The organism is Nostoc sp., from assembly GCF_036917615.1.
GTDB lineage: Bacteria > Cyanobacteriota > Cyanobacteriia > Cyanobacteriales > Nostocaceae > Nostoc.
Window position 1 is genome coordinate 197,785 of record NZ_JBALCZ010000093.1, and the last position, 13,591, is coordinate 211,375.

The 13,591-nt window shown below is 44.3% G+C and carries 15 protein-coding genes and 1 pseudogene; 14 read left to right on the top strand and 2 right to left on the bottom strand.

Annotated elements, in window-relative coordinates; genetic code table 11:
* The first annotated feature begins 25 nt into the window (after nt 1-25).
* The 8 genes from V7K85_RS35905 to V7K85_RS35940 all read left to right on the top strand — a co-directional run bounded on the left by V7K85_RS35905 (nt 26) and on the right by V7K85_RS35940 (nt 7,308).
* Nucleotides 26-1,075, top strand: coding sequence for an aliphatic sulfonate ABC transporter substrate-binding protein (locus tag V7K85_RS35905; protein ID WP_334821424.1), 1,050 nt, complete (start codon nt 26-28; stop codon nt 1,073-1,075).
* 197 nt (nt 1,076-1,272) lie between these two features.
* Entirely contained in the window at nt 1,273-2,394 is a 1,122-nt protein-coding gene (locus V7K85_RS35910; protein WP_334821426.1) for an LLM class flavin-dependent oxidoreductase, read from the top strand.
* 191 nt (nt 2,395-2,585) lie between these two features.
* On the top strand, nt 2,586-2,852 hold the full coding sequence (locus tag V7K85_RS35915) for an RRXRR domain-containing protein (RefSeq protein ID WP_334821428.1): 267 nt from the start codon (nt 2,586-2,588) through the stop codon (nt 2,850-2,852).
* Nucleotides 2,853-3,548 (top strand): hypothetical protein, encoded by a 696-nt coding sequence (locus V7K85_RS35920; protein WP_334821430.1) that lies wholly within the window; start codon nt 2,853-2,855, stop codon nt 3,546-3,548.
* Nucleotides 3,532-4,293: a class II aldolase/adducin family protein gene (locus tag V7K85_RS35925; protein WP_334821432.1), complete on the top strand. Its 762-nt coding sequence runs from the start codon at nt 3,532-3,534 to the stop codon at nt 4,291-4,293. The genes V7K85_RS35920 and V7K85_RS35925 overlap by 17 nt, the downstream gene beginning before the upstream one ends.
* 153 nt (nt 4,294-4,446) lie before the next feature.
* A complete protein-coding gene (locus V7K85_RS35930) occupies nt 4,447-5,565 on the top strand; it encodes a sulfonate ABC transporter substrate-binding protein (RefSeq protein ID WP_334821434.1) in 1,119 nt (372 codons plus the stop codon).
* 113 nt (nt 5,566-5,678) lie between these two features.
* Entirely contained in the window at nt 5,679-6,500 is an 822-nt protein-coding gene (locus V7K85_RS35935) for an NADPH-dependent oxidoreductase (protein WP_334821436.1), read from the top strand.
* A gap of 19 nt (nt 6,501-6,519) precedes the next feature.
* Complete coding sequence (locus V7K85_RS35940) at nt 6,520-7,308, top strand: SDR family oxidoreductase (protein ID WP_334821437.1); 789 nt, start codon at nt 6,520-6,522, stop codon at nt 7,306-7,308.
* 97 nt (nt 7,309-7,405) lie between these two features.
* On the opposite strand, the gene V7K85_RS35945 is transcribed toward V7K85_RS35940, so the two are convergent.
* Nucleotides 7,406-7,783 (bottom strand): hypothetical protein, encoded by a 378-nt coding sequence (locus V7K85_RS35945; RefSeq protein WP_334821438.1) that lies wholly within the window; start codon nt 7,781-7,783, stop codon nt 7,406-7,408.
* Nucleotides 7,784-7,912: 129 nt separating this feature from the next.
* Between V7K85_RS35945 and V7K85_RS35950 the strand changes: the two genes are divergently transcribed.
* Nucleotides 7,913-8,101 carry a hypothetical protein gene (locus tag V7K85_RS35950; RefSeq protein WP_292750468.1) on the top strand — a complete coding sequence of 63 codons (189 nt, stop codon included), beginning with the start codon at nt 7,913-7,915 and terminating at the stop codon, nt 8,099-8,101.
* A gap of 323 nt (nt 8,102-8,424) precedes the next feature.
* On the opposite strand, the gene tmk is transcribed toward V7K85_RS35950, so the two are convergent.
* The gene (tmk, locus tag V7K85_RS35955) at nt 8,425-9,060 is read right to left on the bottom strand and encodes a dTMP kinase (protein WP_334821458.1); all 636 of its coding nucleotides are present in this window, start codon (nt 9,058-9,060) and stop codon (nt 8,425-8,427) included.
* A 394-nt stretch (nt 9,061-9,454) separates the two neighbouring features.
* Between tmk and V7K85_RS35960 the strand changes: the two are divergent.
* From V7K85_RS35960 to V7K85_RS35980, 5 genes and pseudogenes are all read left to right on the top strand, one after another.
* Nucleotides 9,455-10,045 (top strand): annotated as a pseudogene (locus tag V7K85_RS35960) (transposase); the annotation flags it as partial.
* A 331-nt stretch (nt 10,046-10,376) separates the two neighbouring features.
* A complete protein-coding gene (locus tag V7K85_RS35965; protein WP_334821440.1) occupies nt 10,377-10,781 on the top strand; it encodes a hypothetical protein in 405 nt (134 codons plus the stop codon).
* Nucleotides 10,782-10,897: 116 nt separating this feature from the next.
* Entirely contained in the window at nt 10,898-11,305 is a 408-nt protein-coding gene (locus V7K85_RS35970) for a PEP-CTERM sorting domain-containing protein (protein ID WP_334821442.1), read from the top strand.
* Between the two features lie 72 nt (nt 11,306-11,377).
* Complete coding sequence (locus V7K85_RS35975) at nt 11,378-11,542, top strand: hypothetical protein (RefSeq protein ID WP_334821444.1); 165 nt, start codon at nt 11,378-11,380, stop codon at nt 11,540-11,542.
* A gap of 247 nt (nt 11,543-11,789) precedes the next feature.
* The gene (locus tag V7K85_RS35980) at nt 11,790-13,508 is read left to right on the top strand and encodes a hypothetical protein (protein WP_334821446.1); all 1,719 of its coding nucleotides are present in this window, start codon (nt 11,790-11,792) and stop codon (nt 13,506-13,508) included.
* Nucleotides 13,509-13,591: the final 83 nt, after the last annotated feature.

Below are 13,591 nucleotides of genomic sequence, written 5' to 3' on the forward strand. Positions count from 1 at the left end.
TTTAATAAAAGGAGTAATAAAAAAGTTGTTGAATCAGTTCAAAAAGTTCTTATTTTTATTGCCACAACGCTCAGTCCAGTCCCTTAGTGCCCTATTGGTTGCCAGTTCCTGGCTAGGTTTGGCGATTTCTGGCTGCGCTCCTAGTAACTCTGCAAATACGAACACTACCCAAAATGTCAGTAACCAGACTCAAGAGAAAACTAGTTTGATTCGCCTGGGATACCAAAAGGGAGGTGTTGTGCCAATTGCACGTCAACGAGGAGAGTTAGAAAAGAGGCTTGCGGCTGAAAATATCAAAGCTGAATGGGCTGGTCCCTTTGACCGATGTGCTACTTTACTCCAAGCCATTAGCGCTAATCAAGCTGATATAGGCGGGTGCGGAGACATTCCTGGTTTGTCAGCGATCGCCGCCGGTCAGGAGCTTTGCATTGGGGCTGTCCAGCGTCCCAGACCTGAATCATTGAGCAGTGCGATCGTAGTGCGTGGCGATTCTTCTATACGTAAACCTGCTGACCTTATAGGTAAAAAAGTTGCTGTAAATCAGGCTGGTGCAGGTGAGTACTTGTTATTAAAAGTATTGGAAAAAGAGAACATTTCTAAAGAGAAAGTTCAGCGTGTCTTCTTAGCTCCAAGTGATGCTGCACCCGCCCTCTACCAAGGGACTGTGGATGCTTGGGCAGTTTGGGAACCATATATCTCAGTTGCCGAATTAGAGCATGGTGCTAGGAGAATCACCACAACCCATCCAGCGCCCACCTACAGTGTAATGCTTGTGCGTAATGAGGCTGCAACTAAATCTCCAGAAGCCGTGAAAGCAGCTTTGGGGGGTTTAGGCGAGGAATATGATTGGTTGAATGTAAATACGGCAAAATCAGCCGAATTTTTGGTCAAGGACATCAAAATCTCCCCAGCCGTAGCCAAGCGGGTAACTGAGAATCAAGGGCCACAGCTACTTGCCACACCTAATGCTGATGATGTTGCCAAACTTCAGAAGACGGCTGACTGGATGCTGGAGCAAAAAATTCTACCGAAAAGGGTAGATGTTGCTGCTACTATCTGCCCCACAGCTAAGTAGGAGGCAGGGGAGGCAGGGGGAGCATAACTTCGACTGCGCTCAGTAACCAGGGGAGCAGGGGAAGCAGAGGAGTGGAGTTAAAGACTCATTAACGGAGTTCAAAGACTCGTTCACGAGTATCAGACTCATTCCCTATTCCCAATGCCCAATGCCCAATCCTTGTTGATTATGGTTTGTAATTTTTGAGGTGATGCACTATGCCGATTGAATTTATTGGGATGATTGGAACGCGACAAATATCTGAGTTAGATGGGCCGACAGTTTCGATTACGGGCGGTTCGATAGATTCCGCCTATGTCCGCAAGTTTGCTAAGGCACATGAAGATGGTGGCTTTGATCGGGTACTGGTTGGTTATGGTTCAACTGGTCCCGATGGCTTAACTGTGGCTTCGTTCGCGGCGGCTGCAACAGAACGGTTGAAGTTTTTAATTGCCCATCGCCCTGGTTTCGTGGCTCCTACACTCTTGGCACGCAAGACAGCAACTTTGGAGCATTTTACTAATGGTCGCATTGCCGTACACATTATTACAGGTGGCAGTGATGCTGAACAGCAACGCGATGGTGATTGGCTTGACCACGATACTCGCTATCGCCGTACAGATGAGTACCTCGACATCGTGCGCCAGGTGTGGACGAGTGATACTCCCTTCGACTATGAGGGCGAATTCTACCGGGTGAAAGATGCTTACTCAGATGTGAAGCCTTTACAACAGCCGCACATACCTCTGTACTTTGGCGGTGCTTCTGGTGCAGCAGTACCTGTGGGTGCAAAGCATAGTGATGTCTATGCTATGTGGGGAGAACCGATTGCGGCAGTTAAGGAACGGATACAGGAAGTAAAAGCCGTAACACCACCAGGGCGATCGCCACGCTTTAGTGTCTCGCTGCGACCAATTTTGGGTGATACTGAGGAGAAGGCTTGGGAACGGGCGCACTCAATTCTATCGCGTGTTAAGGAAATTCGGGCTGCAAAAACAGAAAATCAGCTGCCGATAACTCCCTACTTTAATTCAGCACGTCCGCAAGCAGTGGGTTCCAATCGTTTGCTACAGTTTGCCCAAGAAAACGAAATTTTCGATAAGTGCTTGTGGACGCCAATTGCCGCCGCTACTGGTGCTTATGGTAATACTACCGCCCTTGTTGGTACACCGGAGCAAGTAGCAGAGTCCCTTATGGATTACTATGATGCAGGGGTAACTACTCTCTTGATTCGGGGATTTGATCCATTAGGAGATGCGATCGCTTATGGTCGTGATGTGATTCCGCTAGTCCGGGCAGAAGTGCAACGGCGAGAGCGACAAGCAACTGTTGTTGCTTAGGAACTGACAAATAAAAAAATACTCAACTGCTTCTTGTGGAGTAGGCCGAAAAGTCCACCGGTAACCAAAGGAGCTAATTTTGCCACTCCACAAGATTGAATAATTTATTTGTTGGAAATCCTTTAGATCAAGATTGGATGATTGATTTTTTGATAGTCCCTTAATAACTTAATTCGTAAGGAATATCATGCATGACCAAAGTATTCATTCTCGATGCCAACCAACAACCGTTATATCCAGTACGCATCAGCCGTGCTAGGCTGCTCTTGTCACAAGGGAAAGCTACCGTATTCCAGCGATATCCCTTTACGATCATTTTGAAGGAGTCCCTTTCTCGTCTAAAACTTGAGCAACTTGGCTTCAAGATTCACCCTGCTGTTAAAACTACTAGTACTATTGTCAGCAAAGATCAAAAAATTGCTATTAATTTTAATCGCTTCCCAAACCGAGGAATATAGATGACGAACCACACCATCTTGGAACCATTGCCAGAAGACCAATGGTTTATCGAAAGCCAGGAACTACGATCCTTTGTAGCAACAGTGCGTGAAATTAGCGCTAGTACTGTTAACGATCGCACCCAAACTCTCGCCAGACTAGAACCCTATTTTCAAGAGCTGCTCGCCCAACAGGAATGGCTCCCGGAAAAGTTTGCCCAAATCAATCCGGAAAGCAAGATGGGTGGCGGTATTGGTCAGTGGCTGCTTTATCGCGCCAAAGACCGTTCCCTCTCAGTCTTCAGTTTGGTGATTCCCCCAGGTTCAACGACTCCCGTCCACGACCATTTGGCCTGGGGATTGATTGGTTTATACAAAGGCAATCAACAAGAAACAGTCTATCGCCGTGTAGATAACGGCGACGCCGAAGGACACGCACAATTACAAGTAACTGAAGTGCGTAGGCTTAGCCCGCCGCAGGCATCGCTTCAACCAGGGGATATCTACCGCCTCTTACCCCCAGATGGTGATATCCACGCCGTCAAAACCACATCCCAGAGCGCATCTGTATCCATCCATGTTATGGGTAATGATACTGGCTGCATCTTGCGTCACCAGTTCATCCCAGAATCTCACAGCGTCAAATCCTTTCGCTCTGGATATTCTAACGCTCCCTGCAAAGAGGAAGAGGAAAAAGAACATGCCCAAGTCCGATAGACCACAACCCCCCGTATTCGAGCGAGTTGAAGACGAACGCCTGCACCGTAAGCAACGCCTCGCCGCTGCCTTTCGCCTGTTTGGTAAATTTGGGTTCAGCGAGGGAATCGCCGGCCATATTACGGCTCGTGATCCGGAGTTTACAGACCATTTCTGGGTCAATCCATTCGGAACATACTTCGGTCATATCCGAGTTTCTGACCTGATTTTGGTTAACAGAGAAGGTGAGGTGGTTAAAGGCGATGCTGAGGTGAATCAAGCTGCTTTCGCTATTCATTCTCAGCTTCATGAAGCTCGACCTGATGTGATCGCGGCGGCTCACGCCCACTCACTTTATGGTAAAGCCTGGTCTAGTTTAGGTCGTCTCCTTGACCCCTTAACACAAGATTCCTGTGCTTTTTACGAAGACCATGCGCTATTTGACGATTTTACAGGTGTTGTTTTAGAAACTTCTGAAGGTCAGCGACTGGCGCAAACTTTGGGGCCAAAGAAAGCCATAATCCTGCGTAACCACAGCATTTTAACTGTGGGACATACAGTAGATGAAGCTGCCTTTTGGTACATTAGCTTAGAGCGATCGTGCCAAGCCCAACTGCTAGCAGAAGCTGCGGGTAGACCCACTACTATCAAACACGAAACAGCCCGTTTAACACAAACTCAAGTGGGGTCACATATAAGTGGGTGGTTCAGCTTCCAGCCACTTTACGACAGGATTGTGCGCGAGGAACCTGATTTGCTGAATTAGTGCTGTGTTTTTTGGCACTGGGATATATAGGCGGGGAAGTTTCCATCTACTGCACTTCCCGCTCTTTTTATATCAACTTTGCCTGAATTTATTTCTATACTCCGGTAAACCTATAAGTTTATAGTATTAATATATTTCAGAGAAATCATTTTGATGATTAACCTAATCTTTCGCCGCTTAATTACCAAATGGATATCGTTGATAAAATTCAGAAATATCCCATTTAACAACCAACATAAATTATTCTTTTCTTCTCCTTTGCCAATTGCGGGGGCTTTTGTTACAGGTCTTTGTCTGAGCGTGCTATTTGCCGCCTGCTCATCGACATCGACTGTTAATTCTCCTAATCCCAGTGCTACATCTGTTGGCAATTCTGCTTCCGGTAAAGCAACAGTAGTCAGATTTGGCTATCAAAAATCGACTATTTTACTTAGAACTAAGGGTGTTTTAGAAAAGCGTTTGGCACCAGAAGGTATCACTGTAAAGTGGACTGAATTTCAAGCGGGGCCCCAACTACTAGAAGCCATGAATGTAGGTAGTATTGACATCGGACCTGTAGGAGAATCACCGCCAATATTTGCTCAAGCAGCGGGAGCATCACTAACTTATGTTGTTGGTACTGCGGCTACTCCGGCTAGTTCAGCAATTCTTGTTCCTCAGAATTCACAAATTCAAAAACTTACTGACCTCAAAGGTAAAAAAGTTGCCTTTCAAAAAGGATCTAGCGCCCATTTATTATTAGTCCAAGCTCTAGATAAAGCAGGACTGAAATATACTGACATTGAACCTAAATATTTAGCACCGGCTGATGCCCGCGCTGCATTTGTCAAGGGTAGTGTAGATGCCTGGGTAATTTGGGACCCCTTCTATGCAGCTGCTCAAGAGGCAACTAAAGCCAGAGTCCTGATTAATGGCGCAGGAATTAATAAACAGGGAGGATATTATTTGATGACTCGCAAATTTGTCACTGAAAATCCTCAAACTGTCAAGGCAATACTTGAGGAAATTCAAAATTTAGAAGAATGGTCTAAACAGAATCGAGAAGAAGTAGCAAAAACTCTAGCACCTGTGTTAGGAATTGATTTAGAAACGATGAAAAAAGCAACTAACAGACGGACTTTTGGTCTTGTACCAGTTGATGACAATCTCATAAATCTACAACAAGGTGTTGCGGATACATATTATAAATTGAAGTTAATTCCCAAAGAGGTAAATGTGAAAGATGCAGTGTTGACAAAAGAGCAATACGCTGCATTTTCCCCAAAAACTTAAACTAGTACAATGAATCGGCTGTAGGGGCGTACAGATGTATAGCCCGACAAATGGAATTGATGTTAGTAATAAAACAACTGGAAATTTTTGAAATGTGAATCTGGGAATTGATTATGACTAATCCTACAGAACTACTGCGATCGCGCTACGGTGAAATTCCCTTCAATCCGGAAATTGCATGGAATGATTCCCTAACAGCACTATTATCTCACCGTTCAATCCGGTCTTATCTATCTGATTCTCTACCAGCGGGAACTCTGGAGTTACTAATTGCAGCTGCCCAATCTGCATCTACTTCCTCTAATTTGCAAACCTGGAGTGTGGTAGCAGTCGAAGATCAACAGCGCAAAGAGGAGTTATCCCAGCTAGCGGGAAACCAAGCACATATTAAGCAAGTGCCTTTATTCTTGGTTTGGTTAGCAGATTTGGCGCGTCTAAGTTACGTTGCTGACAGTCGCGGCATATCTCATGATGCGCTGGAATACTTAGAAATGTTTGTGACGGCAACAATCGATGCAAGTTTGGCGGCGCAAAACGCAGCAGTCGCAGCTGAGTCACTCGGTTTAGGAACAGTATATATCGGCGGAATCAGGAACCGCCCGCAAGAAGTAGCAGAGATATTGAATTTGCCCTCCTCTGTCTATGCTGTATTTGGGTTGTGTGTTGGCTATCCAAATCCTGAGGTAGAAGCAGCGATTAAGCCAAGGTTGCCCCAATCAGCGATACTGCACCGTGAAACTTATAAATTGGCAGATCAAGAAGAAGCGATCGCTCACTATAACGATATCATTAAAGACTTTTATACTAAACAAAAGATGAATATCCCCGGTGATTGGTCAGAACACTCAGCCGGGCGGATCGCAACTGTCGAGTCATTGAAAGGACGCGATCGCTTGCGTGAAGTTCTCAATCACCTCGGCTTCAAGTTACTGTAAACAACAATATATCAAGATTATGGATTTGCAACTCCGTGGCAAAGTCGCCTTAGTGACAGCTGCTAGTAAAGGTTTGGGCAAAGCTACAGCAAGGCAATTTGCCCGTGAGGGTGCAAAAGTTGCCATCTGTGCCCGCAGTGAGTTAATTGACAAAACCGCTGCGGAGATTGAAAGCGAAACAGGTACAGAAGTGCTATCTCTGCGTGCAGACGTTACGAGTCAAGAAGATATTGAGCGGGTGATTAATGCCACAGTGGAAAAATTCGGCGGGTTGGATATCCTCGTTACCAACGCCGGAGGTTCACCCCCTGGCACTTTTGACGATATTGATTTGGCAACTTGGGAAACTTCGATCAACTTGACTTTGCTGAGTGCGGTACGTCTGGTAAAGTCCGCTTTACCTCACTTACGCCAATCTAGCGCACCAGCGATTCTGACTGTCACCTCAACCTCAACTAAACAACCAGCCCAAAATCTGGTGTTGTCTAATTCCATTAGGTTAGCAGTAATTGGTTTAACGAAAACTCTCAGCCAAGAACTGGGTAGCGATAAAATTCGCGTCAACAGCATCTTACCAGGTTGGACATATACAGAACGGGTAGAAGAATTAATCAACGCCCGGATTGTTAAAAGTGGTGAAACAAAAGCAGCAGAAATTGCTCGAGTCAATGCGACAGTTCCTTTAGGTCGTATAGGGACACCAGAAGAGTTTGCCAATGTCGCGGTATTTCTGAGTTCACCAGCCGCATCATTTGTGAATGGAGTCATGCTGCAAGTAGATGGCGGAATTATTCAAGGAACATTTTGAGCAGTTTGCCTACAGCAAACCCTTTGGGTATATGGAATATAAAAAAGTCCCCAGCTTTAGGTTTCCGAGGACTAAGTGCGTCGCCTGGTAAACTGATTTACTGATTTAGTAGTCCGATAGCCATCTCAAGGTGCATCTTAGCTTTGTGCAAGTTCAGTAAACTCTCTTGGTCGTATCGGTCAGGGTAGCTCATAGCCTTGCCTTCTAAAGTTATCCGAATTAGTGCCGCTTGTTCATCAGTGGGGGAGTTTATCTCATCTACGACCCCTTCGAGGAATTGAATAACACTGAAACCTGGTGATTTTAACCCTCTTCCTTGCCTTAACTGAGAGAGTGCTATCTGTGGGAATGCCATCAAGGTAACAATCCAACTAGTCTTGTACCCTCCATTCCCGGTAGGCTTTAATCCGTAACGCCTACACAAATCTCTTAACTCAGCAGTGGTTTTGATTTCGAGTTCTGACCTTGTGAACATAAAATAGAATTACCCATTTGTAAAAGTGGTATCGGTGGATGCAAACTTTACCAGGGTGAAACATCCACCAATTAAATATCTTCCACTGGTAGGCATGTGGAGAATATTATTATTTATATTTCTATACAAATGACCAAGAACAAGGGTAAGCCAGAGAATCTAAAACCGTTCACTACAGACAGAGAAGAACCATTAACCGAAAGATTAAATTTACGCATTACTAAAACAATGAAAGAGGAAGTGCAACAACAAGACGACCCTCCTGAATTTTGCAGAGAAGCTATTCAGAAAGCACTGGATGAGAAAAAAGGGAAGTAGTGAAAAGTTGTTGGAGTTTAGTACAGCAACTTTTCTAAAAATTGAGATTTTTGGTTAACTGAACCGTATTGCAGTTGGTTTCAAAAAATCAGTCAAAAACACCACTTCAGGACTTACGCAAAGGTAAGCTGTTCCACATTTAAATTGCATAATTAGGGCGGGCAAGATGCCCACCCCACAAGAGTTATAAAAGTTTTAGATATGCAAACTAGATGTGGTTTAGCTTAATGTATTTCCGTGATTGCGAGCGAAGCGAAGCAATCTCATCAAGACTGGGATTACTTCTCTACCAGACGCTAAAAACTTTTAGGTTTATTTTTGTCCTACCTCGCCAAGTGCAAGCGATCGCACAAAATTCCTTGAATTACCTCTTGTACAGCTTCTTTACTCAAGCTGCCATCTACTCGAACAATTCGTGAGGGATGCGATGCTGCTAAATGTGCGTATCCTTGCTGAACGCGCCGATGAAAAGCGATTGTCTCCTGTTCAATCCGGTCTAGTCCTACAATGCTTGCTAGTTTACGAGCCAGTCCCACCTCGACATCGACATCTAGCCAAATAGTTAAGTCGCTTGTCTTACCAGCAGTGGCAATATAGTTAAGCTGATTGATTAAACTCATGTTCAAACCGCGACCATATCCTTGGTAGGCAATGGTAGAGTCAGTGTAGCGATCGCACAATATATATTTCCCTGCTTGCAGTTGCGGTTTGAGTTCTTGTTCAACGTGTTGCGATCGGTCAGCAGCATACAACAAAAGTTCTGTCACTTGTGCAATCGGTTTATCCTCTGCCGAATCTAGTAGCAAGCGGCGAAGATGTAAGCCTAACTCCGTTCCTCCTGGTTCACGAGTTACCATCACAGAAACACCCAGACTTTCTAACCACTCAGAACAAAGCTGGATTTGGCTGGTTTTGCCACAGCCTTCCACCCCTTCAAATACAATTAATTTGCCACCCATGCTTTTTAAAGTTCGCTGCAATAAACTTGTTCGCTGACGTCTGATCAAGAATAACGCGAAGTGTTACAGGCGGGCGAGATGCTCACCCCACAATCAATAGTTGGATATTTTTTATTTGGAAGTTTCTAAATACACAAAAATAGGTTTTTGGCAATTTGGCAGATCAACTATTTTTGATACTAGTATTTTTGGGGTTCTTTTCCTAGCTGAAAGCGAAAAACAGTTACTTGCACAAATTCGGGAAGTACCTGTAGCAGAATACAACGCAAGGGCGTCGTAAATTAGCTTTTGCCCACACCAAAAAACGATCGCCTTCCTTCAATTAAAAACAGCGATCGCACTTCGTTAACTCACCCTACAAGATCAGCGATCGCAGCACATAAACGCTACAACGATGCGGCAATTTAACCAGATAATCCTGGCTATGTTAGCAATGAGCGACCGAGTCACCATGCCCTTGAGTGTCCCGTTGGGCAGGCATTGGTGGTAGTTATCGAACTCTGCTGAGATTTTTTCATACAGTAATACCTTGGGCAATCTTATTTTGGCTATTTTTCTGCAAGCATTTGTTCCGTGCAAATGAAAGATATTTACTGGCAGGAGATGAAGTTGTAGTCAGTAAATCAGGTAAACAGACTTATGGATTAGATAAATTCTTTTCTAGTCTAGTAAGCAAACCCGTATCAGGTCTATCTTTTTTTGTATTATCATTAGTAAGCATGGAAGAGAGGCACTCATTTTCTATTCAGATAGAATAGGTAATCAGGAGCGATGCAAAAATAAATAGCAAGTTGCCAATCAAATAAATAAAAACTCAAGAAAAACGTGGACGTAAACGATTAAAAAGAAGTAACAGTAAAACGAAAGAGATGTAAATATCACATCTTAATTATTGCTAATTTAGAAGATGATTAATTCACTATTCAAGTTCTTAGCTAACTTGAATACACAAATAACTTTTGTTGTTAATACTAATTTATGGAATTTAGATCGCTTCCCCTGCTCCCATTACGGTTCGGATAATCGTTTTACTTCCAATTCTTGAATGGATATTAAATATAAATAAAGCTTCCAAAAAGATTGAGTAAATCTGAATAGAGATTTTCAGATTTTGGTATAGTAATTAGTAGACAAAGATAGTGCGTATAAAGTGGTGTTAAAAATCATCACTTACTACCATACTTGCTGCATGTTTAGTAAGGGTATACCGAGAGAAAAGTCAAGCAAACAATGTAAAACTTGCTCCAAAAGAAATTTTCAAACATCCTCTTAATAAGGTATACTTCAAAACATATTTACTTCATTGAAAAATTATTATGACTCTGAAAAAATTGACTCTTAAGGCTATTACTTTTGCCGGGTTAGTAACATCTACCCTATTTATGGCTCAATCCGCTAATGCGGCTAAGTTTGACTTTTATTATTCTGGAAAAGGGCTTTATGCCGATGGGATACTCACAGCAACGGATATAGGAGATGGAAAATATCAAGTAACTAATATTGTTGGGGAACGAAATGGAGCTAGTATTTCGAGCCTGATTCCGTCAGGTTTTTTTAATAACGACAACTTGATCTTTCCATCTCAAAGTAGCCTAGTTGATTCCCAAGGTTTTGCCTACCAGGTCGGTAATAATGTTTCGGTTTTCTCAAGTGACTCAAGGTACAAGGATTTTTCTCTGAACCCCGACCGTACCACTACTCCACTACGCTCAACTCACTGACGATTAAACCCTTTGAGACTCGAACCTCTTTCGTTACTTTTGACTTTACCCAGAAATACCCTCAAGGCGAAGTTAGTGGAACGTACACGGGGGCGATTCAACCTGATGCCAAATTTTTGACAGCCTCCGATCTGACTAATTTTTCTGTTTCTCTAAAGAATTCGGGGTTTACCCCATTTTTTGCGAATCAGACACTGACTTTATCAAACGTTCAATCGCTTTGTAGACAGCTAGCCGATATTCCCTGTCCGAATGGTACAGATGTCGATATTACCTATATAGTTGATGGTCAGCCTTTAGTAGTCAGTGGTAGAAATGGTTCAATCACGGCAACAGCTAGGTTAAATGGGGTAGCCTTCCCGACACCACTTGAGAGAATTGAGACGATAACAAGAACATCCACACGCGTTCCAGAACCTTCTTCAGTTGGAGGCTCCATAGTAATGGCAGGATTGCTGGGAGCTTTTATACTCCGCCGCAAAAAGCTGACCTCTGGCCAAACAGTAGCGACAAGTCTCAATTAAGACCATTGAACATCCTCCCTCACTATACGCAAGCGTATAGTGAGGGCTTCCCGAATTCACAGACGGGCATTTGTGGTTCATAGTCTTCTATCAGTAAACCAAAAAGTTTTTGAGAGAAGAGCGATCGCCTGCGGCAAATCAACAGTTAGGGGTTGCCAAGAACAGGTACACGCATTGCAAGTGGGAGGAGACAACACCCCACAAGTCAGCCCCAACCAAGAGTTCACACCTACCTAGCGATCTCAACGTCATAGATTAGCTTCTGCCACCGTATTGCATCACCTCTGGTCAAACTAATGCCACACTGGGTGACCCAGCAGAGGTTACTAATCGCTGCACCTTGAAGGCCAAATTATGGTGTCAAGAAATGCTGGTGTTGTGAATCTGTATGATTCCGAGCAAAAAGTCTCTGTTCAGAACATTAAACAGATGGGAACTCTAGCTAATAAGCTTAATTACAGTATCCCACCCAGCACTGCCAATCATGTCCCATCCTGCTCATGCCACTTTGAGCCAATCTTCTTACCCTCGCTTGACTAGATGCCTGAGTGCTGTTGAAAGTTGGGGCTTCGGTTTAACAGCTCATATTTCCTGGACAGCATTGGTTCCAGCAATTCATGCTGCTCTCGGTTCCCAAGCTATTTTTGTCTGGATACCTGCGGTGATTTTCGGAATGCTGCTCAACTATCAGGTAAAATGCTTGGGTATGCATTTTCTGAACGTGGCTGGAGGAACACCTAACTATGCTACCAAGCTGCTGCAAAACTACCCTGGACTAGCTCGCTATGCAGCAATTGGATACCTCCTCAACTGGGTTTCCTACTTAGCAGTTAATACGATCGTACTCAGAGATTTAATTAAAGTGAATTTGGAGGTACTGGGTATTGCCTGTCCAGAAAGATTTCTGGATATTGGCTTTACACTGTTGCCGTTTATCGTGGCATTTAGTGGGACTCGGGCCCTGAGTATTTTACATTTGTTTTTTATAATTCCAGCCTTTGGATTGCTAATCACCTTCTGTGTGCAGGGTCTTGGCTGGTTAGCATTCTCTGGTGATAGTCCTGGGTTTTTTCCCAGCAATTGGTCATCTCCGAGTTTTGTGGATTGGGCCAAGTGGTTCTTTTTCGTCACCTATGCAACCTACAGCTGTGAAACGGCTTCTTCCTTTGTTGCCGATAGCCGCCAACCCACCCAGACACTGCGCTTTCTAGATTTTGCAGCTTGGATGATGCCACCTATCTTTTTAGGGGGGTCTTGGGTAATGATGCGGTTAGCAACACATCCAAGCCTTAAAGACAATGCTTTTCTGAATCTTGTGGCGGCTTCCCAACCCTTTTGGGGAAAATCAGCGGCTATAAGTGTTTCCTTTTTGCTGGTGGCTGCTTGTCTGCTAGGTTCGGCAACGGTGGTTTCTAATTGCCCTCGAATTTTGTATCAACTTGCGTTAGATAACCACATCTCACCAGTATTTTCCGTTGTATCACGCCGGGGTGTGTTTGTCCCAGCATTGACATTGACACTGGTGTTGTGCTTGATCTATCTAATTTGGGGAGATGTAGCGCGAATCGTGGCTGTTGGCAATATTGGCTGGTTTGTCTCCTTTATGTTATTCCATTTGGGGCTTTGGCTGAGGCGCGATCGCCCAGAAGTTTTGTTCCCTAGCATATCTCTGGGCATTCTGCTGTTAGAAGTTGTGGTGCTGGTGGTGGGTGGATTTGCCTGGGGTTGGCTCAACTTGCTCATTGGGCTATTATTTCCCATTGGCGTTATGGGAATTGATGCGGTGATTCGCCGCGTCGCCTTCCCTCCATTCCATCCCAGTTGGTGGATGCGACGATATCACACGCGCCCGAAGGTAATCATCAAGGACTCAGTAGTTCTCCAGGTGGGCATCCTGATTTTTTTACTGTGCAGCGCAGTGGGAGTTGGCTGGTTATTTGGTGTCAAACTTAATAAAGTTGCAACTGCGGCGGGTGAAAATCTATTTGTGGTGCTGCTGATGAGTGTGGCATTTGTGGGAGTAGCGATCGCCTGTTGGACAAGTTTACCCCAAGTGGTGGCGATCGCAGAAGCACGAGAAGCTGCCGAACACCTGTTTACTGTTGCCCAGGATGGTATTTTAGTTGTGGATGATCGAGGCATTATCCAGCAGGCTAATCCAGCCACTGAATCTTTCTTTGGTGTCAACCCCTCTGAGAGCTGATTCGTAAACAAAAGCTTAAGATGCCATTCGCCTGACCATAAGACGAATCAATGATCCATAAATCATTGCTTCACTTAACTCGC

Bases quoted from the DNA above. Each gene is read 5' to 3' on its own strand.
- V7K85_RS35910 (WP_334821426.1), top strand. From the start codon at position 1,273: ATGCCGATTGAATTTATTGGGATGATTGGAACGCGACAAATATCTGAG.
- V7K85_RS35915 (WP_334821428.1), top strand. From the start codon at position 2,586: ATGACCAAAGTATTCATTCTCGATGCCAACCAACAACCGTTATATCCA.
- V7K85_RS35920 (WP_334821430.1), top strand. From the start codon at position 2,853: ATGACGAACCACACCATCTTGGAACCATTGCCAGAAGACCAATGGTTT.
- V7K85_RS35925 (WP_334821432.1), top strand. From the start codon at position 3,532: ATGCCCAAGTCCGATAGACCACAACCCCCCGTATTCGAGCGAGTTGAA.
- V7K85_RS35930 (WP_334821434.1), top strand. From the start codon at position 4,447: ATGATTAACCTAATCTTTCGCCGCTTAATTACCAAATGGATATCGTTG.
- V7K85_RS35935 (WP_334821436.1), top strand. From the start codon at position 5,679: ATGACTAATCCTACAGAACTACTGCGATCGCGCTACGGTGAAATTCCC.
- V7K85_RS35940 (WP_334821437.1), top strand. From the start codon at position 6,520: ATGGATTTGCAACTCCGTGGCAAAGTCGCCTTAGTGACAGCTGCTAGT.
- V7K85_RS35945 (WP_334821438.1), bottom strand. From the start codon at position 7,783: ATGTTCACAAGGTCAGAACTCGAAATCAAAACCACTGCTGAGTTAAGA.
- V7K85_RS35950 (WP_292750468.1), top strand. From the start codon at position 7,913: ATGACCAAGAACAAGGGTAAGCCAGAGAATCTAAAACCGTTCACTACA.
- tmk (WP_334821458.1), bottom strand. From the start codon at position 9,060: ATGGGTGGCAAATTAATTGTATTTGAAGGGGTGGAAGGCTGTGGCAAA.
- V7K85_RS35965 (WP_334821440.1), top strand. From the start codon at position 10,377: ATGACTCTGAAAAAATTGACTCTTAAGGCTATTACTTTTGCCGGGTTA.
- V7K85_RS35980 (WP_334821446.1), top strand. From the start codon at position 11,790: ATGTCCCATCCTGCTCATGCCACTTTGAGCCAATCTTCTTACCCTCGC.